Genomic DNA, 22,156 nt, shown 5'->3' with positions numbered 1-22,156 from the left:
CCGCCTCCTCCCTCGGGCCTCGTGATGCTCGTCATTTGGCCCGGCACTCCACCCGTGGCGTGGGGATGAGGGAGAATTCGTTGGAGTCACACTAGGAGGGACGGTGGCGCTGCGGCGGGAGGCGGAGCGACCGGAGGAGGGCCAGGCGGCCCCGGTGTACGTGTTGTATGGACCCGAGGTGCTCCTCAAGGAGCGCTTCGTCCAGGGCCTGCTCGCCCGGCTTCTCCCCCCCGGTCTCCGGGATCTGAACCTGGAAGTTCTCCACGGGGACGCCGCGGACCCGGGAGACCTGGCTGCCCGCTGCCGCACCCTCCCCGCCTTCGCCCCGCGCCGGGTCGTGCTGGTGCGGGGGGCGGAGCGCCTCCCTGCCCCCGCCTGGTCAGCCCTCGAGGCGGCGCTCCAGCCGCCCCCCGAGAGCACCTGCCTGCTCCTCCTCCTCGCCACCCCGCGGGACCGGCTCGAGGGCCCGCCGAAGCGCTTCGCGGAGAGCGTCCCGGGCGCCGTTGCCCTGGCCTTTGCTCCCCTCCGGGAGGGGGAGGCCCGGACCTGGCTCCGGGAGGAGGCCCGCCGCCTGGGCACGCGCCTCACCCCGGACGCGGCCGGCCTCCTGGTCAGCCTTCTGGGGCCGGACGCCCAGCGCCTGGCCGCAGAGCTCGAGAAGCTCACCCTCTTCGTCGGGGAGGGAGAGGCGATCGCGGCGGCGACCGTGGAGGCTCTGGTGGGGGAGGAGCGGGTCCGCCGGATCTTCGAGCTGGCCGACGCGGTCGCCTCCCGCGAGCTCGAGGCGGCCCTGCACCTCAGCCGGCGGCTGCTCACCCTGGGGGAATCCCCTCTGGCGCTCCTGGGCATGCTGGCCCGGCAGTTCCGCCTCCTCCTCCGGGCCCGCGAGGGTCTGGCGGCAGGGAAGCGGGGAGCGGAACTCGCCCGTGAGCTCGGCCTCCAGAGCTTCCTGGGGGCGCGGCTCGAGGCGCAGGCGCGCCAGGTCAGCCCCGCGTGGCTCGAGCAGGGCCTGACGCGTCTCGCCCGCCTGGACGGCGAGTTGAAGGGTGGGCGGAGGGACGGGGTGCTCAGCCTGGATCTGGCGGTCCTGGAGCTCTGCCGCTAGGGAGAGGCAGGCCGGGCGGCTCCAGCAGCCACCAGGCGCATGAGGCGGGACTTGTAGCGGGCCGCCGTCCGCCGGTGGATGATCCCTCGGGAGGCGGTCTTGTCGATGGCGGGGATGGCCTCCGCGAGCGCGGCGCGGGCTGCGTCCGGGTTCCCCTCCCCGAGGGCCTGGCGGATCTTCTTGATCTTGGTGCGCAGGGCACTCTTGGCGGCCCGGTTCCGGGCGGCCCGCTTCGCCGCCTGGCGGAGCTGTTTTTTCGCTGAGGCGATGTTCGGCATGGTGGATCGACTCCTGTCCTGGCCGGCAGCGTGCCGGCACGAAGCGACTGTATACTGAGTTCCACCGGCCTCTGTCAAGCGGGAAGTGTACAGCGACCCATGCCACCCGGCCTCCACCCGCGCATGGCCCGCGCCGCTTTCGTGGTCGGCGGGGCCACCGCCCTCAGCCGCGTCCTGGGGTTCCTCCGGGACATGGTCATCGCCCGCGCCTTCGGCGTCTCGGCCGCCGCCGACGCCTTCTTCGTGGCCTTCCGGATCCCCAACACCCTCCGGGAGCTCCTGGGGGAGGGGGCGCTCTCCGCTGCCTTCATCCCGATCTATAACGAGGTGCTGGTGCGGGAGGGCCGGCCTGCCGCCTTCCGGGTGGCGGCGGCCGCGTGCCGCACCCTCGCCGCCATCCTCTGCCTGGTTGTCCTCGCCGGCGTCCTCCTGGCCCCGTATCTCGTCGCGGGCATGGCCCCCGGCTTCACCGCGTCGCCCGGGAAGTTCGAGCTGACCGTCACCCTCACCCGCTGGCTCTTCCCCTACATCCTCTTCGTCGGCCTCGGGGCCCTCCTGATGGGCCTGCTCAACTCCCTGGGCCACTTTCTGACCCCGGCCATCTCGCCGGCCCTCCTGAACCTGGCCATGATCGGGGCTGCCCTGTGGCTTACGCCGCGACTCGCGGAGCCGATCCTGGCCCTCGCCTACGGCGTCCTCGTGGGAGGCGCGCTCCAGCTCCTCCTCCAGTTCCCGGTGGCTGCCGCGCGGGGGCTGCGTTTGACGGAAGTGGCAACTCCCGGGGAGCGCGCCCTGCTCGGTCGGATGATGCGCCTGATGGGGCCGGCCACCGCCGGGCTGGCGATCACCCAGGTGAGCCTCTTCGTCACCACCCTGCTCGCCTCTTTCCTGGAGGAGGGGGCGCCCTCCCACCTCTACTATGCCTTCCGCCTCATCCACCTGCCCATCGGCGTAGTCGGCGTGGCCATGGCCACCGCCGCCTTCCCCACGATGGCGGCAGCCGCCGCCCGCGATGCCCCGGCCGAGGTCCGGGGGACGCTGCTCTCGGCCCTGCGGGGGGCTCTGTACCTCACCCTCCCGGCGATGGCAGGGCTGATCGCCCTGCGGACCCCCATCGTCCATCTGCTCTTCGAGCGGGGGGCCTTCGGCCGGGAGGCAACGCTCGCCACGGCGGAGGTCCTGCTGGCCTACGCGGTGGGGCTCCCTTGTTACGTCGGCAACCGGATCCTGGCCCCGGCCTTCTATTCCTTCCAGGACACCCGGAGCCCGGTCCGGGCGGCCGCGGTGGCCGTGGGGGCGGGAATCATCCTGAGCATCCTCCTCATGCGGCCGCTCGGGGCGGCCGGCCTCGCCCTCTCCACCGCCTTCACCTCGCTGTTTTACAGTGCGCTGCTCCTGCGAGGCCTCTCCCGTCGCCTCGGCGGCCTCGGGGGGGGCGGCTTCCGCCTGTTTCTGGGAAAGGTGGCGGGCGCCGCGGTCCTGATGGGCGGCGGTCTGGCGCTGCTCTTCCAGCGCGGGGATGTCCTCGGGCTCGCGGGGCTCGCGGCGAAGGCGGCCGCCCTGGGGGGAGCCATCCTGCTGGGCGGAGCCCTCTTCCTGGGGGCCACGGCCCTCCTCCGTGTCGAGGAGGCCCAGCGGCTCCTCGGGCGGCTCCGACCGCGGCTCGCCGGTCGCGGCGGGAAGCTGTAAGTCCAAATTTCCATTGACATTCCAGGGCCGCACTGCTAGTTAATCGATTTCATCAGTCATCTCTGGTCTGCCGGCCCGGGGAGGCGACCCGGTCGCGCTGGATGTCCGGAGAGCCGGGCCCGGGCCGGCGGGGGCCCGCGGGCGGTACCGTCCGACGGGAGGGTGATCCGTGAAGATGACGGGGGCCCAGATCTTCTGCGAGAGCCTGAAACGGGAGGGGGTCGACGTGATCTTCGGCCTCCCGGGCGGGGCCGTCCTCCCCGTCTACGACGCCCTCTACGACTATGTGCAGCGCCAGGAGCTGCGCCATGTCCTGGTGCGGCAGGAGGCGGCGGCGGGGCACGCCGCGGAGGCCTACGCGCGCGTCACCGGAAAGGTCGGCGTGTGCCTGGTCACCTCCGGTCCGGCGTGCACGAACCTGGTGACGGCCCTGGCCGACGCCCAGATCGACTCGATGCCGATCGTCGCCTTCACCGGGCAGGTGCCGACGCACCTCATCGGCAACGACGCGTTCCAGGAGGCGGACAACGTCGGGATCTGCCGCCCCTGCACCAAGCACAACTACCTGGTGAAGGATGTCAAGGAGCTGGCCTCGATCATCAAGGAGGCCTTCTACGTCGCCCGCAGCGGTCGGCCGGGCCCGGTGCACGTGGACCTCCCCAAGGACATCCTCCTCAAGCAGACCGAGTTCGCCTACCCCGACAAGGTGTTCCTCCGCTCCTACAACCCGACCGTGGAGGGCCACCCCGGGCAGATCAAGAAGGCGGCCCAGGCCATCCTCAAGGCCAAGAAGCCCATCCTGTACGTGGGGGGCGGGGTCATCAATGCGGACGCCGCTCCGGAGCTCCGGGAGCTGGCAGAGCTGACGCAGATCCCGGTCACCATGACCCTGATGGGGATCGGGGCCTTCCCGGGCGACCACCCCCTCAACCTGGGCATGCTGGGGATGCACGGCGCCTGGTACACGAACATGGCGGTCATCAGCACCGACCTCCTCATCGCCGTGGGGTCCCGGTTCGATGACCGCGTCACCGGGAAGCTGGACGCCTGGTGCCCCGAGGCCGAGGTCATCCATATTGACATCGACCCGTCCAGCATCGCGAAGAACTTCCACGTGGAGATTCCCATCGTGGGGGACGCGAAGCACGTCGTGGCGCGGCTGAACCGGGAGCTCCGGCAGTTGGACGACGGGTCCTGGAAGGAGAGCCGGGATGCCTGGTGGCAGCAGATCCGGGCCTGGAAGGCGCAGCATCCCCTGAGCTACGAGTGGAGCGATGCCATCATCAAGCCGCAGCACGTGATCCAGGAGGCCTCCCGCCAGACCGCTTCCCTGGACCCCATCGTGGCGACCGACGTCGGCCAGCACCAGATGTGGGCCGGCCAGTACTTCATCGTCAACAAGCCGCGGCACTGGGTCACCTCGGGGGGCCTGGGCACCATGGGGTACGGGCTGCCGGCGGCGATGGGCGCCCAGGTGGCCCGGCCCGACAAGCTGGTGATCGCCCTCCTGGGGGACGGCTCCTTCCAGATGAACATGCAGGAGCTGTCCACGGTGGTGGAGGAGCGCCTCCCCTTGAAGATCGCGCTCGTGAACAACCGGGCGCACGGCATGGTGCGGCAGTGGCAGGAGCTCTTCTACAACCGCCGGTTCGTCGGCATCGACCTCTCCGTCTGCCCCGACTACGTCCGGTTGGCCGAGGCCTTCGGCATCCTGGGGCTCCGGGCCGAGAGGCCGGGCGAGGTGACCGCCACCTGGGAACGGGCGCTGGCGCACCCCGGCCCGGTGCTGATCGATTTTGTCGTGGACCCCGAGGAGGCCTGTTTCCCGATGGTCCCGGCGGGGGCAGCGGTCAGGGACATGGTGCTGGCGAAGCCGATGAGCGAAAGGCCGGAAGAGGCGAAGGCCCGCGCGGCCAAGCTGACCGGCTTCTAAGCCCACACGAGAGGAGACAGGTGGGGAGGCCGCGCCTCCCCGCGCCGCGCATGGCGACCGACGCGTCCGAGGTGCGCCGCTACACGATCGCCCTCCTGGTGGAGAACCGCTCCGGGGTTCTGAGCCGAGTCTCCGGCCTCTTCTCCAGCCGCGGCTACAACATCGACAGCCTCTCCGTGGGGGAGACGCTCGATCCCACCATCTCCCGCATGACGATCGTGGTGCGGGCCAGCCAACCGGTCATCCAGCAAGTCGTCAAGCAGCTTCACAAGCTGCTCGACGTCATCAAGGTGATCGACCTGACCGACGAGGAGCACGTGAGCCGGGAGATGCTTCTCCTGCGGGTCGGCGCCGCTCCGGGAACCCGTGCAGAGGTCCTCCGCATCGCCGACATCTTCCGGACGAAGATCGTGGACGTGACCCCCGTCTCCTACACCCTCGAGATCACCGGGGACGAAAGCAAGATCGGCGCCATCATCGAGCTCCTGCGGCCCTTCGGCATCCAGGAGGTGGTCCGGACCGGCAAGGTCGCCATCGCCCGCGGGAGCAAGGCCCTCAGCCGCAAGGATCAGGCCAGGCTGCAACAGCTCCACAGTGCGCCCCGAGCTGTCGGCTACGACGACTAGTGCGACTGCAACGCATTGCGGCTAATCCTCAGACCACCCTTGGGGTGCCCGGCCAAATGACGAGCATCACGAGGCCCGAGGGAGGAGCGGTCCCCCACCTCCGTGGGTGCCCGCCCACCGCAGGTGGGTGGGGAGGCGTACGCTCCTGGTACGCTCCGGACCGCCGACGACCGAGAACGCAGTGAGGCAACGTCAGTTGGCCCGGCCCTAGGCGCCCCCACCGGAGGATCCCATGGCCCATCTGTACTACGACAAGGACGCCGACCTCAGCCTGCTCCGGGGGAAGACCATCGCCATTCTGGGCTACGGGAGCCAGGGGCATGCCCACGCCCTGAACCACCGGGACTCGGGCCAGGAGGTGGTGGTGGGCCTCTACAAGGGGAGCAAGTCGTGGGACAAGGCCAAGGCGGACGGGCTGAAAGTGGCCACGGTGGAAGAGGCGGCCCAGATGGCGCAGGTCATCATGATCCTCCTTCCAGACCAGACCCACCGGGCCGTCTACGAGGCTGCAGTCCGCCCGGCCCTGACGCCGGGCAAGACCCTCATGTTCGCCCACGGCTTCAATATTCATTTCCACCAGATCGTCCCCCCCGAGACCGTGGACGTGTCCATGATCGCCCCCAAGGCTCCCGGCCACCTGATGCGGCAGGTCTTCACGGAGGGGGCGGGGGTGCCGGCCCTGCTGGCCATCCACCAGGACGTCTCCGGGAAGGCGAAGGCCGTTGCCCTCGCCTACGCCCGGAGCGTCGGCTGCACCCGGGCGGGGGTGCTGGAGACCACCTTCCGGGAGGAAACGGAGACCGACCTGTTCGGCGAGCAGACGGTCCTCTGCGGGGGAGTTTCGGCCCTGGTGAAGGCCGCCTTCGAGACGCTGGTGGAGGCCGGCTACCAGCCGGAGCTGGCCTACTTCGAGTGCCTGCACGAGTTGAAGCTCATCGTGGACCTCTTCTACCAGGGGGGGCTCAGCTACATGCGCTACTCGGTCTCCGACACGGCCGAGTACGGCGACTACAGCCGCGGCCCCCGGATCATCAGCCCAGCCGTCCGGGCGGAAATGCAGCGGATCCTGGAGGAGATCCAGAGCGGGGCGTTTGCCCGGGAGTGGATCCTGGAGAACGCGGCCGGGCGCCCCTCCTTCCTGGCGCTCCGCAAGCGGGACGCCGAGCACCCGATCGAGCGCGTCGGCAAGCAGCTCCGCAGCATGATGTCCTGGATCAAGGGAGGGCCCAAGTAACGCCAACCCTGCGGGCGGCTCCCGGTGGGAGGGCGGGGCGCATTGGCGCGGGGGTGGTCGTCCTCCTGCTCCTCGCCGCGCTCGCGCTGCACCTGGCGATCCAGACGGTCCCCGCCTACGTGGACTACCTCTACATCAAGGACGGCGTCCAGGCTGCTGTGCGCCTCGCCAGGGCCCCGGGTCACAGCGAGGCGAGCCTCCGGCGGGAGATCGAGGAAAAACTCAAGGAGCGGGAGGTCACGATCCCGGGGCAACAGTTCGTGACTTCCGTCGATGCCCAGCGGGCGTACGCCCGCCTCCAGTGGGCGGTGCCGGTTCGGGTTCTCTGGTATACCCACGTGATGCAGTTCACCGTCGAGTACACCGAGCCCTCCCGGTGAACCGCCCCCCCCTCCTGTCGATCACCGTCCCTCCCCCCCTCCCGTTCCTGGCTCTGGCCGGTCCCACGGGCGTCGGGAAGAGTGCCGTGGCCCTCGCCCTCGCTCCGCGCCTGAACGCCGAGATCGTGGTGGCGGACTCCATGCAAGTCTACCGCGGCTTCGACGTCGGCACCGGCAAGCCGACGGCCGGGGAGCGGGCCGCCCTCCCGCACCACGGGCTGGACCTGGTGGAGGCCGCGGTGGGATTCGACGCCGCCGCCTTCCGGGCCTCCGCCCTGGCGGCGGGCGTCGCCATCCGGGCGCGCGGGCGCCTTCCCCTGGTGGTGGCCGGGACCGGCCTGTACCTCCGGGCGTTGCGGCAGGGCCTCTGTGAGGTGCCCGCCCCGGACCCGACCCTCCGCCTCCGCCTCCGGACCGAGGCGCGCCGCCTGGGGACGGCAGCGCTCCATGCGCGCCTGACGGCCGCGGACCCCGAGGCGGCGGCTCGCCTGAGCCCGAACGATCGAGCCCGGGTGCTCCGGGCCCTGGAGGTTCTCGAGCAGACCGGCATTCCCCTTTCCCGGCTGCAGGCGGATCACCGGCGGACCCGGGGGGCGCCGGTGGGTCTCGTGGTCGGGCTCACGCGGGACCGGGCGGATCTGTACCGCCGGATCGCGGCCCGCGTCCAGGCGATGGTAGCAGCCGGCCTCGAGCAGGAGGTGCGCGGCCTGCTGGCCCGGGGCTCCGGGGGCACCCGGCCGATGCGCGGGCTGGGCTATCGGCATTTCGTCCCCGTGGCGCGAGGGGATCGATCCGCGGCCGAGGCGATCCGTTTGATGGAGCGGGATACCCGCCGCTACGCGAAGCGCCAGCTCACCTGGTTCCGGAGGGAACCGGGCATCGTCTGGCTTCGCCTGGCCCCGACAGAGTCCCCGGCGACAACGGCGGAGCGGATCCTGGCCCGCCTGGCGGGCCGGGTGACGGACGAGGCGGCCTCGTGGAGCGCCTGACCATTCGGGGCCCCGCCCCGCCCCTGGCGGGGCGCCTGCGGGTGCCCGGGGACAAATCGATCACCCATCGGGCCATTCTCCTCGGGGCCCTCGCAGACGGGACCACCGAGATCCGGGGATACCTTGCCGGCGAGGACTGCCGGCGGACCGCCGCGGCCTGCCGGGCCCTCGGGGTGGAGGTGGAGGGGTGGGGGGGGCCCGTCCTGCGGGTGCACGGGAAGGGCCTCCACGGTCTCCGGGAGGCGGAGGGGGTCCTCGACGCGGGAAACTCCGGGACCACCCTTCGACTCCTCAGCGGGATCCTGGCGGCGCAGCCCTTCCTCTCGATCCTCACCGGGGACGCGTCCCTCTGCCAGCGGCCCATGGGCCGGATCATCGGGCCACTGCGCCAGATGGGGGCATCCATCTGGGGGCGCGCGGGGGACCAGTACCCCCCACTCGCAATCCGGGGGGGTCCCCTCCGGGGAGTCCGGCACGAGAGCCCGGTCTCCAGCGCCCAGGTCAAATCCGCCCTCCTCCTGGCCGGCCTCTACGCGGAGGGACCGACGACGGTCGTCGAGCCCGCCCCCAGCCGGGATCACACGGAGCGGCTTCTCCGGGGGTTCGGTCACCCGGTAGAGGGGACCGGACGGACGGCGACGGTGGCACCGGCCCGGAGCCTCACGGCCGTCCCGGTGGAGGTCCCCGGCGATTTCTCCTCGGCCGCGTTTTTCCTGGTGGCCGCTTGCCTCGTCCCCGGCTCCCGCGTGACGCTCGCGGGGGTAGGGCTCAACCCGACGCGGACCGGCCTCCTGGATGCCCTTCAGACGATGGGGGCGACCGTCGAGGTCGTGGGGCGCCGCGAGGTCTGCGGCGAGCCGGTGGGGGACCTAGTGGTGACCGCCGCCCCCCTTCGCGGGGCGTCCGTGGGAGGTCCCCTCATCCCCCGGCTCATCGATGAGATCCCGATCCTCGCCGTCGCGGCGGCGTGCGCGGAGGGGGAAACCGAGATTCGGGACGCCGGGGAGCTACGGGTCAAGGAGAGCGACCGGATCGCGGCGCTCGCGGCCGAGCTCGGCCGCCTAGGAGTTGACGTGGTGGAGCGTCCGGATGGCCTCACGATTCGGGGCGGGCGCCCCCTGGCGGGTGCCTCCTGCTCGAGTCGGGGGGACCACCGGATTGCGATGGCGCTCGCCGTGGCCGCGCTCGTGGCGAGAGGGGAGACCCGGATCGCGGACAGCGCCTGCATCGGGACCTCCTTCCCCGACTTCGTTCCCCTCCTCCGGACGGTCGCCCCGGTCGCCGATGCCCGCTTGGAAACCGGGGATCGGGATGGCTGATGGTGGGGGAGAGAGGCCTCATCATCGCCATCGATGGGCCGGTGGGGGCGGGCAAGAGCACGGCTGCCCGCCTGCTCGCGGCGCGCCTGGGGTACCGGCACGTGGATACCGGGGCCATGTACCGGGCGCTGGCGCTGAAGGCGCTGCGCGGGGGGGTGGACTGGGGGGATGGCCTCGGCCTCCGCGCCCTCCTCGAGCGGATGGACATCGCGTTCGTCCCGGAGCCGGACGGGCAGCGCCTGCGCGTGGACGGCGAGGACTGGACCGAGGCCATCCGCCAGCCCGCGGTGGATCGGGGGGCCTCGCTGGTCTCCGTGCATCCGCCGGTCCGGGAGGTGATGGTGGCGCGGCAGCGGGCCCTCGGCGCGGGGGGGGGGATCGTGATGGACGGCCGCGACATCGGCACGCAGGTCTTCCCGGCGGCGGACGTCAAGTTCTACCTGGACGCGAGCCCGGAGGCGCGCGCGCGCCGGCGCCATGCCGAGGCGGTCGCCCGGGGGGAGCGGGTCTCCCTCGAAGCGGTCCGGGGCGAGGTCCTGAGCCGGGATCAGCGCGATATGGGGCGGGCCGCCGCTCCCCTCACCGCCGCCCTCGACGCGATGCGGCTGGACACGACGAGCCTTCCACCGGAGGCGGTCCTGGAGGCGATGTTGGCGGTCGTGCGCGAGCGGCAGCGGAGAGGCTAGTGCAGGCGATTTTTTTCCTTGCCAAGCACCGCGAGGCACAGGTAGCATATACCGCTTTGGCAGCGCGAGGATAGCGGCAGATGCTGTACACGCTCATCCGGGCGCTGGCCCTCCTGGGGCTGAAGGGATTCTGCAAGCTCCGGGTCGTGGGGCGGGAGCATGTTCCGGAGCGGGGCGGCGCCATCTTCGCAGCGAACCACGTGAGCAACGTGGACCCATTCGTGGTCGGATCTGCCGTCCGCCGGAAGCTCCACTATCTGGCGAAGGAGGAGCTGTTCCGGAACCCCGCCGCCGGCTGGTTCATGCGGCAGCTCCAGGCGTTCCCCATCAGCCGGAACCAGGCCGATCCCTCGGCCTTCAAGCGGTCCCTGGCCCTCCTCCGAAAAGGGGAAGGGCTGCTGGTGTTTCCTGAGGGGACCCGAGGGGACGGCCGGCGCCTGCAGCCGGGGAAGGCGGGGGTGGGGATGCTTGCCCTCCGGAGCGGTTGCCCCGTCATCCCCGTCTACCACGAGGGAACGGCGGCCGTGCTCCCCCGGGGGGGGTGGTGTCCCCGCCCGGCGGCCGTTCGGGTGTGGATCGGCCCGCCGATCGTCCTCCGCCCGCCCCTCGGGGAGGGGCGGGAGCCTTATGAGGCGCTGAGCCAACAGATCATGGACGCCATCGCGCGCCTGCAGGCCGGCGCGCGACAGCCCGCGGTTACCGAAGCGCCATCCAAGAGCTATTCACCGTAACCCAGGAGGAGGTGCCACCGCAGATGCCCGCGCCACGGTCCACGAAGATGCCCAAACCTTCCCTTCTCCCGACCGACCCGGATTACGATCCGCGCGCCGCCGCCCAGACGGCGGAGATGCAGGCCATCTACGATCAGACCTTCAAGGACATCGCCGAAGGGGAGATCGTGAAGGGGCGGGTGATCGAAATCACCGCGGACGCGGTCCTCATCGATATCGGCTACAAGTCCGAGGGTTCCGTCCCCCTGAAGGAGTTCACGACCCCGCAGGGCGAGGTGACGGTCCAGGCGGCGGACCTGGTGGACGTCTACCTGGAGTCGAAGGAGGACAGCGAGGGCCTCATCGTCCTCTCCCGGGAAAAAGCGGAGAAGATCAAGATCTGGGAGCAGATCAGCCGGGTCTACGAGCAGGGGGGAGCGGTCGACGGCACCATCGTGGGGAAGACCAAGGGCGGCCTCATGGTGGACATCGGGGTCCGCGCCTTCCTCCCGGGCTCGCAGGTGGACCTTCGCCCGGCCCGGGACCTGGACCGGCTCATCGGGAAGACCTTCCCGATGAAGATCATCAAGCTCAACCAGAAACGGGGGAACATCGTCCTCTCCCGGCGCGAGCTGCTCGAGGAGGAGCGGAAGGCGCTGAAGGCCCAGACCCTGGCGGGCCTGGAGGAGGGGAAGGTCTTCCGCGGCAAGATCAAGAACATCACCGAGTACGGCGCCTTCGTGGATCTGGGAGGCCTGGACGGGCTCCTCCACATCACGGACATGTCCTGGGGGCGGCTGAACCACCCGACCGAGCTCTTCCAGGTGGGGGACGAGATCGAAGTGGTGGTCCTGAAGTTCGACCGGACCACGGAGCGGATCTCGCTCGGGTACAAGCAGCGGCTGGCGGATCCCTGGGAGGGGGCCGACCAGCGGTTCCCCGTCGGCTCGAAGGTGAAGGGCAAGGTGGTCTCCCTCGTGGACTACGGCGCCTTCGTGGAGCTGGAGCCCGGGGTGGAGGGGCTGGTGCACATCTCCGAGATGTCCTGGACCCAGCGGATCAAGCACCCCTCCAAAGTGGTGTCGATCGGCGACGTCATCGAGGTGATGGTCCTCGACATCGACAAGCAGGCGAAGCGGATCTCCCTCGGCATGAAGCAGGTCGAGCCCAACCCCTGGAATTTCATCGAGGAGCGGTACCCGGTCGGCACCCGGGTGGAGGGGAAGGTCCGGAACCTGGCCGACTTCGGCGCCTTCGTGGAGTTGGAGGATGGCATCGACGGGCTCATCCACGTGTCGGACATGTCCTGGACCAAGCGGGTCCGGCACCCGTCCGAGCTCCTGAAGAAGGGGGACAAGGTGGAGGCGCTGGTCCTCCACGTGGACCGGCACAACCGCCGCATCTCCCTCGGCCTCAAACAGTGCCAGCCCGATCCGTGGCAGACGACGGTCCCGGAGCGCTACCGGGTGGGGATGGACGTGACCGGGAAGGTGGTGCGGCTCACCGACTTCGGGGCCTTCGTGGAGCTCTCCGACGGCATCGAGGGACTCCTGCACGTGTCCGAACTGAGCGAGGGAAGGGTCAACAAGCCGGAGGACGTGGTGCAGGTGGGGGATGAGCTCACCATGAAGATCATCAAGCTCGATGCCGACGAGCGCAAGATCGGCCTCAGCCTCCGGGCCTACCGCGAAGCCCGGGCCGCGGCGGAGGGAGACGAGGAGGAGTTCCGCCAGCGATAGGGCGGGGCGGAGCGGGGGGCATGGCGCGACGGTCGGTGCTCCGGGCGTTGGCGATCGTGGGCGGTGCGGGCGTCCTCTTCTTTGCCGCCGTCTTCGCTCTCGCCTACCTCACGGGCATCCGGGAAACCTTCGGAGGGCCCAAGGTCGCCCTGGTGGAAATCGACGGGGTCATCCTGGACTCCAAGGAGACCGTCCAGCAGCTGGAACGGCACCTGCAGAACCCGACGGTCCGCGCCTTTCTCATCCGGATCGAGAGCCCCGGGGGCGGGGTCGCCGCGTCCCAGGAGATCTACGAGGAACTCCTCAAAGTCCGGCGCGTGCACGGCAAGCCGGTCGTGGTCTCCATGGGCTCCCTGGCCGCCTCGGGCGGGTACTACGTGGCGAGCGCGGCCGACCGCATCCTGGCGAACCCCGGCACCATCACGGGGAGCATCGGCGTCATCATGCAGATCCCGAACTTCGGGGAGTTGCTCCAGAAGATCGGCATCCGATCCGTGGTGATCAAGAGCGGGGCCTACAAGGACTTGGCCTCCGCGACCCGCGAGCTCACTCCCGAGGAGCGGCGCATCCTCCAGAGCGTGCTGGACGACGTCCACGACCAGTTCATCCAGGCCGTAGCCGAGGCCCGGAGGCTGGAGCGGGGGCGGGTGGAGCAGCTCGCGGACGGGCGGATCTTCAGCGGGCGGCAAGCCCAGGAGCTGGGGCTGGTGGACGAGTTGGGGGACCTTCAGGACGCCCTGACCCGCGCCGGGGCCCTCGCGGGCATCCCGGGTCGGCCGGCCGTGACCCAGATCGAGAAGCCGCGGTTTTCCCTCCTGCGCCTGCTGACCGGGTGGCAGTTTGCCGAGCCGTGGGGCCTGGCAGGCCCCAGCTCCTCGCTCACCCTCGCCTACCTCTTTCATCTCCCGTAGCCGCCGCCGGGCGGCCGGCCCCGGAACGGACCCTTGGCTCCGAGGGAGGACTCATCCATGACGCGGGCGGACCTGGTCGAACGGGTGGCCACGACGGTCAACCTCACCAAGAAGGAGACCGAGGTCGTCATCGACACGATCTTCAAGAGCATCGCCCAGGCCCTCGCCTCGCCGAACGACGGGAAGGTAGAACTGCGAGGCTTCGGCAGCTTCCGGGTCCGTCGCCGGGAAGCCCGTCAGGGCCGCAATCCCCAGACGGGCAAGCCGGTGAGCGTCCCCGCCAAGAAGGTCCCCTACTTCAAGCCGGGCAAGGAACTGAAAGTCCTCGTGGATAGCTGAGGGCACCCGGGGCGGCGGGGGACGGGCGGGACGCGGAGCGCCGGGGGCCCTCCGGTTTCGACTCAGGCCGGGTGCGCCGCGCGGGGCGGCGGACGGCACGGATGCGCATCCTCGCACACGGGGCAGGCAGGCGGGCCACGCGGTTCATCGAGGGGCGCCCGGAGGAGGCGGCCGAGCTCTTCGGCGTGAACCTCCCTCGGCTCCCGGAGGGCCAGGCCCTCACCGGCACCGGCGCCCTCCTCGTGGTGGAGCTCCACTCGGGCTTGAAGGCCCGGGCGGCCGCCTTCATCGCCACCATCTATGACTCCCTGACGGAGCGGCGCGCTGCGGACCCGCGGCTGACCGCGACACCCGGCGACCGCCGGGACGACGCCCAGGGGGCCTACCTCACGATCCTCAGCCAGATCACCTCGAACATCATCGCCAACGATCGCCGGCTGGGACTCCTCAACCTCTTCTGGCTCGCCCATTCCAAGGAAGTGGCCCAGGTCATCGAGGAGTTCTTCCGCCGCCCGGGGCTGCGGGGGTACATCAAGTACCAGATGCATCCCCTCCTGCGGGGCTTCTACCGGAACGCCCACCGCACGGTCTGGCAGCGGTTCCGGGCGACGGCCCCGGACCGCCTCCGGTACAACCTGGGGGACGACTTCAACCCCAGCCTCATCGAGAGCATCTTCGACGACCAGCTTCCCCTCACCGAGTCCAGCCTCGCCCAGCTCAACCTGGCCGTCGTCCTCATTGACCAGAATAAGCGGTTCCGGCTCTCGTTCGGAGAGTACAAGGAGATCTCGGGGATCTGCCGCGAGCGGCTGCGGGCCGGCCTCGGCCGGCGGGAGGCGCGCCTGCTGGATCTGCTGGCCCAGCGCCTCCCCACCCTTCCCGCAACCCAGTACGGGGAGGAGAAGGCGGAGCAGAAGATCCTCTGCAACCCCCACGTCCTCACCTACCTTTTCACAGACTACGAGGGGACCGGAGAGAAGCTCCGGGGGAACCGCCTGCTGCGCCAGGGGGCCGAGCGACGTGGAGGGTGGGGCGAGCTGCTCGCGGACTACCGGGATCTGGTGGAGGCCGTCCGGCGGACGGAGATCATCGACCTCCTGCGCCAGGGCATCACCCTCATCCCCCCCGGGCTGGACGACCGGCAGCTCAAGCAGCTCTTCGCAGAGGGCCGCCTCTACCGGTTCCACGAGTCCCTGGAGGTCCTGAACAGCGCCCGGAAGGTCACGATCCTGTTCGCGGATCTGCGCGGATTCACCCGGACTTCGGAGGGGGCCGTCTCGGAAGGGGAGCTGACCCAGCACCTCTACCACGTCTTCGACCCCCTGGCCGGCATCGTGAAACGCTTCCAGGGAAGCATCGACAAGTTCACCGGCGACGGGGTGATGATCACCTTCGGGGCGACGACGGTGAGCAAGCAGGACGAGCTGAACGCCGTCCGGACCGCCGTCGCCCTGCAGGAGCTCATGGCGCGATTCCGGAAGGAGGGCCAGACCCGGTTCCAGATGGGGATCAGCCTCCACACCGGGCGGGCCCAGGTCGCCCGCTTCATCTTGGACGAGATGGCCATGGACACCACGGTTATCGGCCGCCATGTAAACATCGCGGGCCGACTGAGCGGCTCGGGGGGGAAGGGGCCGGAGGAGGAAGAAAACGGGGGGGACGTCGCGGCGCCCCCCCTGGCCCAGACCGAGAAGCCGGCGGAGGTCTGGGTGGACGGGACGGGGGTGCTCTACAACTCCGGCATCGCCGCCAGCCAGGAGACGGTGGACGCCCTGGCGCAGGCGGTCACCATGGAGCGCCAGGAGGGCCAGCGGGGCTCCACTTATAGCTTCCGCGATCCCGTGCTGGAAAAAAACATCTTGCTCGAGTACGTGGGCGATGCTAAGTTTAAAGGCGTGGTCCGCTCCATCCCGGTCTACCGAATCGTGGCCGTCTAAGCGGGCAGGAGGTGGGACCTCGCGGGGCCCGCGCCCCGGAGGACGGCCGGGGAATGGAGACCCTCTGGGCCCCTTGGCGGATGGCGTACATCACGGGCCCCCGGGAGGGGGGATGCATTCTCTGCCAGAAGGCGAGCGGGGCAGATGACCCCGCGAACCTCGTTCTGGCCCGGGGGAGGTGGGCATACGTCCTGATGAACCTCTACCCCTATAACAACGGGCATCTCCTGGTCGCCCCCTTCCGCCACTGTGACCGCCTCGCCGACCTTTCCCCCGATGAACTCCTCGACCTCATGCGCTGGGTCCAGCGGAGCGAGGGCCTCCTCCGGGAGGAGTTGCGCCCGGACGGGTTCAACATCGGGTTGAACCTGGGGAAGGTGGCGGGGGCCGGGATGGAGGACCACCTCCACCTCCATATCGTCCCCCGGTGGAGCGGCGACACGAATTTCATGCCCGTCATCGGAGAAACGAAGGTGATGCCCGAGCATCTCGCGGCCACCTACGCCAAGCTGGCCCCGCGGTTCGCGGCCGCGTCCCGTGAGGGAGGACGGTGAGGATGATCAAAATGACCGTCCGGGGGATCGCCCTGGACCCCCTCACCAACATGCCCATCATCATCCTCAAGGACGCGGATGACAAGCGGGCCCTCCCGATCTGGGTCGGGATCTTCGAGGCGAACGCCATCGCGCTCGAGCTGGAGAAGATCTCCACCCCGCGGCCCATGACCCACGACCTGATCAAGAACATCCTGGACGGCCTCGGGGCCAGCGTGCAGCAAGTGGTGGTGAACGACTTGAAGGACAACACCTTCTTCGCGGTCATCGAGATCAGCGTCAACGGCAACGTGGTGAACATCGACTCCCGGCCCTCGGACGCCATCGCCCTCGCCCTGCGGGTAAACGCCCCGATCTTCGTCACCGAGAAGGTGGTGACGAAGGCCAAGTCGATCGAGGTCAGCGAAGAGAAGGAAGAGGCGGACCGCTGGCGGGAGTGGCTCGAAAACCTGAAGCCGGAGGATTTCGGGAAGTACAAGATGTAGAGGAGCCCGGGAGACTGGCGCGCGGTGGACGCCCCGGAGGATTCTCCGGGGCGATATGTTTTTGCCGGGACAAAAGCCGGGAGGATCTTCGTGGCGCAGGGAGGGGGAGTCGCGAGGAGGTGGGAGGCGGGGGGCGGGGACGTTCGAGGGCGCTGGGGGATGGTTCCGACGGTCTGGAGCTGGGGAGGGGTGGAGGTAAGGCTGCGGGGATGATTCAATAAATAGTTTACATAATCCCTATTATCAGACTATATATCTCCTCGGCCCCTACGGAGCCTCCAACAACGCCAGCCGCCGCTCCGCAAGGGAGCCCCACACGGTTTCTGGGTACTTCTTGACGACCTCGGTATAGACCGCCTGAGCCTCCCCGAGCCGCGCCACGGCCTCATAGCAGCGCCCGACACCCATCAGGGCCTCTGCAGCTAGGGCACTGCCTGCGTGCCGCTCCGCGGCCGCCTCGTAGACCCTGGCAGCCCGGTCCCACGCCTCTTCCCCCTCCAGGCTGTAGCCCTGGCCCATGGCCGCCCAGAAGGCGAAGGGGCCCCGGGGGTATTCGTGCAGGTAGGCTTCGTAGGTCTTGGCCGCCTCAGCGTACCGCCCCAGTCGATACTGGAGGTGCCCAGCCTGCAGGAGGGCGAATCCGGCAGCGTCGCTTCTCGGGTACTCCTCCCGGACCGTCTGGAGAGCCCTCAGGGCCTCCTGAGCCGCTTCCGGCTTCAGGTCCTCCGGCTTTCCCCCCCGGACGACCTCCAGGATATTTTCCGCCTTGGTCAGCGCCTCCCCGAGGAGCGCCTGGGCCTGCAGTTCCTGACGTGCCGCGTACAGCCGGTACGCCAGGATCCCCGCCCCGACCAGCAGCAAGGTGAGCAAGGCCAGGCCGAGACCGGCGACCGTCCGACGGCTCGTGGCCGCCCTCCAGAAGGCCCCCCACCGCCCCCCCGAGAGCGCGCCTCCCGCGGACCCCTGTGCCGCCCTTCCCGTCGCCACCCCGCAAATCCTTCCTGTCCGGCCTGCCCCGGTCCGGCCCTGGATGGTGGCCCTAGCAGGACTCGAACCTGCGACGCAGAGTTTAGGAAACTCTCGCTCTGTCCCCTGAGCTATAGGGCCACGCGCGGCAGCCTCTGCACCCTCAGAACTGGAGCAACGCGAAGACCTCGTGCTCGTGAAGCTTCTCCCGTCCCTTCAGGAAGGTCAGCTCCACCAGGAAACCGACGCCCACCACGGTTCCGCCCAACTTGTTCACCAGGTCAATGGCGGCACATACCGTCCCCCCGGTTGCCAGCAGATCATCCACGATCAGAACCCGTTGCCCCGGCCTGATGGCATCCTCGTGGATCTCCAGCGTGTCGGTCCCGTATTCCAGCTGGTAGATCGCCTTGTGCGTCTTGTAGGGGAGCTTGCCTTTCTTCCGGATCAGGACGATCCCGGCCCCCAGGACGTAGGCGACCGCCGAGCCGATGATGAAGCCCCGCGCCTCCACGCCCACGACCACATCGACCTTCCGGTCGGCGAAGCGACGGGCCAGCGCCTCCGTCAGGGTCCGGAAGGAGGGGCCATCCGCGAGCAGCGGCGTGATGTCCTTGAACACGACGCCGGGCTTGGGGAAATCGGGGATGTCGCGGATCTTCGCCTTGAGGCTGTCCATGCCCACACCCCCTCCACTCGGTGGCACCCGACCCCTCCGCCGTTCTCCCCGCGAGGCTGCCGGTATTCGCCGCGCCCCCTCCTGACTCACCCTCCCTCCCCCGCCGCCGTGAGCGCGAGGCTCACCGCCTCTTCCGGGCTCCCGGCCCGCCGGATCTTCGGATCCTGGTGCCCCGTGTGGAGACCGATGACCGGGACCCCGAGCTGCAGCGCGAAGGCGATCTCCGAGAGCGTCCCATACCCCCCCTCGATGGCGACGACGGCCTGCGAGGCCCGCACCACCAGGAGGTTCCGCGCGTAGCTCAGGCCGGTCGGGAGGGGCAGCGCGATGTAGCGGTTCGCGTCCCCGGCGTGCATGCCCGGTAGCAGGCCCACCGTCAGGCCCCCTGCCCCCGCGGCCCCGCGCGCGGCGGCCTCCATGACCCCACCGAGGCCCCCGCAGATGAGCACCACCCCGGCCTCACCCAAGAGGCGCCCGACCGCCTCGGCCAGCCGGGCACCCTCCGGGGTGGGGCGGCTCGAGCCGATCACCCCGATCCGGCGCCTGCGCGCGAGCATCCCCTCCCCCGAACCCGGCGTGGTTGTACGCCAATTCCCCGCGCGAGTCAACGCCGAGGCGCAGCCTGTCCCGCCAGGCCTGGCCGGCCCTTCTCTGCCGGCTCGCCCCGTGGTCCCGCTCGGGGCGATTGTACCACGGGCTCCCCGGCCTCGGGCGGCCCGACCGCCCCAGAAACACCACGGCCATTGGACGGGAGCCGGAGCATCGTATCCACGTTGGGTGCAGTCGGCGGCAGATGCCACTGCGTTGTGATCACAACCGGTCCGTTTCCCGTCGCCGGGCTTCCCCCCCCCGCCCAGCATCCTCGGGTTGTGGTGGGAACGCCCCTTGAATCCGCTTCGTGTTACGAACTTCCAGCAGAATGGTTTCTAGGATATCAGCAATGGCGGCTCGCTCCCGTTCCGGGCACCGCGAAAGCTCCGCTTCAACGGCCTTCCGGAGTCGGTCTGCCACATCTTCCCACGACCAGTCTGTGGGGCGTGCCCCCTTGTGCGCGTCGCCGACCATGGCTTGGCCTCCTTTTCCCCTCGCATCTCCAGGTGAGGCGCCTCAAGCTGCCCGATCGCCCCCGGCTCAGGCAGCCAACCCTCCACGTACCAGCAGATGGCCTGATACATCCTGCTCGGTCTGGGCTTTTCTAGGAGCCCATGCCAAGAGGACTATGGGAGCCCCCGGACCCGATGCACTCCAGCAGCACCTGCTCTCATGATCCCAAACCAGCGCCCCCTACCCTACACCCCGGCAGGCGCCCCCCGCGCAGGGCTGATGGTTTCCACAATATTTCCCAGAACCCCCTCACAAAGCCAAAGACCCCGGCGGGCTTTCCCCCGGGGCCTTTGTTCTCGGGATGGGAGATGGTCGGGGCGACTGGATTTGAACCAGCGACCCCTTGGTCCCGAATCGAAGCCAGGTCTTTCAGGCTGTTTCGGCCTCGTGCGGGGTGGCCCATGTTCTCCGGTACTTAGGCCCCCTCACGTTGCAGGATGCTTCGGCTCATTCTAGCCTGTTTCAGGTTCTCATGTTCCCCAAATGTTCCCCAGGATCGGCCAGCGCCTTCGCCGCGAGGCCGTTGAACCGGGAGGCCTGCTCCGCGGGCAAGGCCATCTTCCCCGCCAGCTCCGCGTAGGTGTCCATGGTCATCCGGACGTCGCTGTGGCCGACTCGCTCCTGGACGAGCTTCGGGTGCGTGCCCGCCTCGACGTGGAGCGCGATGAAGGTCCGCCGGAAGTCGTGCGGCCGGATCCCCGAGAGGCCCAGAGCCTTCAAGGCGGGCTGGAAGTGCCGGCGGCGGACGTTCCGACCCTCGAGGGGCGTCCCCTGCCTCGTGCAGAAGACCAGGCCCTCCGGTGTGGCCGCCCCGTTCTGCCGCGCGCGGTGCGCTGCGAGGAAGGGGGCGAGGACCGGCGGGACCTCGACCACGCGCCTCCCCGCCTCGGACTTCGGTTCCGCGAACGCCCACCGCGGCTCCCCGGCCGTGCAGTCCTGCTTCCGGCGCCAGACCACCTGCCGGCGGACGAAGAGACGGCCGCCAGCGAGGTCCAGGTCGGCCCACCGGAGGCCGAGGACTTCGCCAGTCCGCAGCCCGCAGAGGGCCTGGGTGAGGAACAGGATCCCGTAGAGGCGGCCCGCCTGCTCACAGAGGGCCCCGAGCTGCTCCACCGTCAGGCAGCGGAGCTCGCGCCTCGGGACCTTGAACCGCTCCACCGCCTCCAGCGGGTTCGCGTAGAGGACCTTCTTCCTCCGCGCGTCCGCCAGGATGGTGCCGAGGGCGACTCGGAGATGCTGCACGCTCCGGCGGCCGAGCGTCCCTTCCCGCAGGAGCTGCGCCTGCCAGGACTCGATCTGCTCCGCCCGGAGGTTCTGCATCGGCGTCGGCCCGAAGGCCGCCTTCAGGCGCGCGATTGCCCATTCATAGTGCGCCGCCGTGTTCGGGCTGACCGCCGGGCGGCGCCGCTCGAGCCACCCGTCCGCCCACTCGCCGAAGGGGACAGGCTTCGGCGAGACGTAGATCCCCCGCCGGAGGTCCTGACTGACGGCATCGCGGTAGTCCTCCGCCTCCCGGCGCGTGGCGAAGGCCTGCCGGCGGAGCCGCTTGGTCCCGGGCTCCCGCCAGAAGACGAAGAAGGGTTTCGGCCGTCCCTCGCGTTTGTGGATGCTCGCCATCGCTCAGTCCTCCTCCTCGTCCCCCGTGCCCTCTGGTTCCACCCCGGGATCAAAGCTACCGACCTGCACCCCGGCCAGATCGTACAAATCCACGGCGAAGGTCTGGACTCCCTGATACACCTTGTTCCGCACGAGGGCGGAACCGACACGCTCTCCATCCATCGCCTCAAGTTCTATCGCCGCTTCCTCGGTCGCTGGTCTGACTTCGTTTTTCATCAGCTTGAAGGCAATGTATGCCCCAAGCAAGTAGTTCTGTGGCCCGCGACTCAACGGGAGGAAAAGATCCTCGCCACCATCCAGCACTAAGAAGGGAATCCCATCGCGCTCCCGCAGGCGCAGAGTGAACAAGCCCTTCGGTATGTGAGAGCGGAGCCATTCCTCTGTGCGGATGCTCGGGTCGGCCGGGACGCTATCGGGAATTTCGGCTGAGCTCATCCCTCACCTCCCACGAAAGATCCTTCCCAGTCCCCGCCCCGTCCACTTCCCCACTATGCGCCGCGCCACCCGCTGGCCGACGCGGCCCCGCAGGACGGCGCTCATGTCCCCGAGGAGGCGGGCGAGCATGTAGAGGAGGCTGCGGAAGCCGGCCAGCGTCACGTCTTCCCCCCGTTCGGTTTCTCGATATCCTGGCCCGGCGTCAACAGCAGCCGCACCGTATTCCGCGCCTCCAGCGCGAGGAGCCACAGCGCCCCGAGCTCCTCGGGCTCCGGCTGCCCCTCGTCCGCGTTGGTCAGGGCCCGGAGGCCGAGGGCCAGGAGGGTGAGCTGCCGCTCGACGTCGTCGAGGTCCGGCGGTTTCGCCGGGTGCATCAGCATGGCGGCCTCCCTAGTGCGCGAACCGGCGCATGGTCCAGCGGAGGTTCCGGGCGTCTCGCCC

General features: G+C 69.7%; 24 protein-coding genes and 1 tRNA gene. 16 read left to right on the top strand and 9 right to left on the bottom strand.

Annotation, left to right across the window (positions count from 1 at the left end):
* Nucleotides 1-103 precede the first annotated feature (103 nt).
* Complete coding sequence (gene holA, locus VGT06_01480; protein ID HEV8661802.1) at nucleotides 104-1,105, top strand: DNA polymerase III subunit delta; 1,002 nt, start codon at nucleotides 104-106, stop codon at nucleotides 1,103-1,105.
* Here the strand turns inward: holA and rpsT are convergent.
* Nucleotides 1,102-1,383, bottom strand: coding sequence for a 30S ribosomal protein S20 (gene rpsT / locus VGT06_01475; GenBank protein HEV8661801.1), 282 nt, complete (start codon nucleotides 1,381-1,383; stop codon nucleotides 1,102-1,104). The genes holA and rpsT overlap by 4 nt on opposite strands.
* Nucleotides 1,384-1,506: 123 nt before the next feature.
* Between rpsT and murJ the strand changes: the two genes are divergently transcribed.
* The 15 genes from murJ (at nucleotide 1,507) to VGT06_01400 (ending at nucleotide 16,914) form a co-directional block, all read left to right on the top strand.
* Nucleotides 1,507-3,072: a murein biosynthesis integral membrane protein MurJ gene (murJ, locus tag VGT06_01470; protein HEV8661800.1), complete on the top strand. Its 1,566-nt coding sequence runs from the start codon at nucleotides 1,507-1,509 to the stop codon at nucleotides 3,070-3,072.
* Nucleotides 3,073-3,241: 169 nt separating this feature from the next.
* A complete protein-coding gene (ilvB, locus tag VGT06_01465) occupies nucleotides 3,242-5,005 on the top strand; it encodes a biosynthetic-type acetolactate synthase large subunit (protein ID HEV8661799.1) in 1,764 nt (587 codons plus the stop codon).
* Nucleotides 5,006-5,055: 50 nt separating this feature from the next.
* The gene (gene ilvN / locus VGT06_01460) at nucleotides 5,056-5,631 is read left to right on the top strand and encodes an acetolactate synthase small subunit (protein ID HEV8661798.1); all 576 of its coding nucleotides are present in this window, start codon (nucleotides 5,056-5,058) and stop codon (nucleotides 5,629-5,631) included.
* A 232-nt stretch (nucleotides 5,632-5,863) separates the two neighbouring features.
* Nucleotides 5,864-6,865, top strand: a complete 1,002-nt coding sequence (gene ilvC, locus VGT06_01455) for a ketol-acid reductoisomerase (GenBank protein ID HEV8661797.1) — start codon at nucleotides 5,864-5,866, stop codon at nucleotides 6,863-6,865.
* A gap of 53 nt (nucleotides 6,866-6,918) precedes the next feature.
* A complete protein-coding gene (locus VGT06_01450; protein HEV8661796.1) occupies nucleotides 6,919-7,245 on the top strand; it encodes a hypothetical protein in 327 nt (108 codons plus the stop codon).
* Complete coding sequence (gene miaA / locus VGT06_01445; GenBank protein HEV8661795.1) at nucleotides 7,242-8,234, top strand: tRNA (adenosine(37)-N6)-dimethylallyltransferase MiaA; 993 nt, start codon at nucleotides 7,242-7,244, stop codon at nucleotides 8,232-8,234. Before VGT06_01450 ends, miaA begins: the two co-directional genes overlap by 4 nt.
* Entirely contained in the window at nucleotides 8,222-9,553 is a 1,332-nt protein-coding gene (gene aroA / locus VGT06_01440) for a 3-phosphoshikimate 1-carboxyvinyltransferase (protein ID HEV8661794.1), read from the top strand. Before miaA ends, aroA begins: the two co-directional genes overlap by 13 nt.
* Nucleotides 9,553-10,239 carry a (d)CMP kinase gene (gene cmk, locus VGT06_01435; protein HEV8661793.1) on the top strand — a complete coding sequence of 229 codons (687 nt, stop codon included), beginning with the start codon at nucleotides 9,553-9,555 and terminating at the stop codon, nucleotides 10,237-10,239. The genes aroA and cmk overlap by 1 nt, the downstream gene beginning before the upstream one ends.
* 80 nt (nucleotides 10,240-10,319) lie before the next feature.
* A complete protein-coding gene (locus tag VGT06_01430; GenBank protein HEV8661792.1) occupies nucleotides 10,320-10,970 on the top strand; it encodes a lysophospholipid acyltransferase family protein in 651 nt (216 codons plus the stop codon).
* Between the two features lie 23 nt (nucleotides 10,971-10,993).
* On the top strand, nucleotides 10,994-12,688 hold the full coding sequence (locus tag VGT06_01425) for a 30S ribosomal protein S1 (protein ID HEV8661791.1): 1,695 nt from the start codon (nucleotides 10,994-10,996) through the stop codon (nucleotides 12,686-12,688).
* A gap of 20 nt (nucleotides 12,689-12,708) precedes the next feature.
* Nucleotides 12,709-13,599, top strand: a complete 891-nt coding sequence (sppA, locus tag VGT06_01420; GenBank protein ID HEV8661790.1) for a signal peptide peptidase SppA — start codon at nucleotides 12,709-12,711, stop codon at nucleotides 13,597-13,599.
* 57 nt (nucleotides 13,600-13,656) lie between these two features.
* On the top strand, nucleotides 13,657-13,938 hold the full coding sequence (locus VGT06_01415) for an HU family DNA-binding protein (protein HEV8661789.1): 282 nt from the start codon (nucleotides 13,657-13,659) through the stop codon (nucleotides 13,936-13,938).
* A gap of 101 nt (nucleotides 13,939-14,039) precedes the next feature.
* A complete protein-coding gene (locus tag VGT06_01410) occupies nucleotides 14,040-15,875 on the top strand; it encodes an adenylate/guanylate cyclase domain-containing protein (protein HEV8661788.1) in 1,836 nt (611 codons plus the stop codon).
* 53 nt (nucleotides 15,876-15,928) lie between these two features.
* On the top strand, nucleotides 15,929-16,429 hold the full coding sequence (locus VGT06_01405) for an HIT domain-containing protein (protein ID HEV8661787.1): 501 nt from the start codon (nucleotides 15,929-15,931) through the stop codon (nucleotides 16,427-16,429).
* A 2-nt stretch (nucleotides 16,430-16,431) separates the two neighbouring features.
* Nucleotides 16,432-16,914, top strand: coding sequence for a bifunctional nuclease family protein (locus VGT06_01400; protein HEV8661786.1), 483 nt, complete (start codon nucleotides 16,432-16,434; stop codon nucleotides 16,912-16,914).
* A gap of 267 nt (nucleotides 16,915-17,181) precedes the next feature.
* Here the strand turns inward: VGT06_01400 and VGT06_01395 are convergent, their stop codons facing one another.
* From VGT06_01395 to VGT06_01360, 8 genes are all read right to left on the bottom strand, one after another.
* A complete protein-coding gene (locus VGT06_01395; GenBank protein HEV8661785.1) occupies nucleotides 17,182-17,901 on the bottom strand; it encodes a tetratricopeptide repeat protein in 720 nt (239 codons plus the stop codon).
* 44 nt (nucleotides 17,902-17,945) lie between these two features.
* Nucleotides 17,946-18,021 (bottom strand) — tRNA-Arg (locus VGT06_01390).
* Nucleotides 18,022-18,043: 22 nt separating this feature from the next.
* Nucleotides 18,044-18,559 (bottom strand): adenine phosphoribosyltransferase, encoded by a 516-nt coding sequence (locus tag VGT06_01385; GenBank protein HEV8661784.1) that lies wholly within the window; start codon nucleotides 18,557-18,559, stop codon nucleotides 18,044-18,046.
* 86 nt (nucleotides 18,560-18,645) lie between these two features.
* Nucleotides 18,646-19,116 (bottom strand): TIGR00725 family protein, encoded by a 471-nt coding sequence (locus tag VGT06_01380; protein HEV8661783.1) that lies wholly within the window; start codon nucleotides 19,114-19,116, stop codon nucleotides 18,646-18,648.
* A gap of 1,009 nt (nucleotides 19,117-20,125) precedes the next feature.
* The gene (locus VGT06_01375) at nucleotides 20,126-21,280 is read right to left on the bottom strand and encodes a tyrosine-type recombinase/integrase (protein HEV8661782.1); all 1,155 of its coding nucleotides are present in this window, start codon (nucleotides 21,278-21,280) and stop codon (nucleotides 20,126-20,128) included.
* A gap of 3 nt (nucleotides 21,281-21,283) precedes the next feature.
* The gene (locus VGT06_01370) at nucleotides 21,284-21,715 is read right to left on the bottom strand and encodes a hypothetical protein (GenBank protein ID HEV8661781.1); all 432 of its coding nucleotides are present in this window, start codon (nucleotides 21,713-21,715) and stop codon (nucleotides 21,284-21,286) included.
* Between the two features lie 3 nt (nucleotides 21,716-21,718).
* Complete coding sequence (locus VGT06_01365; protein ID HEV8661780.1) at nucleotides 21,719-21,877, bottom strand: hypothetical protein; 159 nt, start codon at nucleotides 21,875-21,877, stop codon at nucleotides 21,719-21,721.
* On the bottom strand, nucleotides 21,874-22,095 hold the full coding sequence (locus tag VGT06_01360; protein ID HEV8661779.1) for a hypothetical protein: 222 nt from the start codon (nucleotides 22,093-22,095) through the stop codon (nucleotides 21,874-21,876). Before VGT06_01360 ends, VGT06_01365 begins: the two co-directional genes overlap by 4 nt.
* Between the last annotated feature and the right edge of the window lie 61 nt (nucleotides 22,096-22,156).

It is taken from the genome of Candidatus Methylomirabilis sp. (genome assembly GCA_036000645.1).
Classification (GTDB): Bacteria; Methylomirabilota; Methylomirabilia; order Methylomirabilales; family JACPAU01; genus JACPAU01.
The sequence above is the reverse complement of the archived record's forward strand: the minus strand, read 5'-3'. Positions and strand labels throughout refer to the sequence as shown.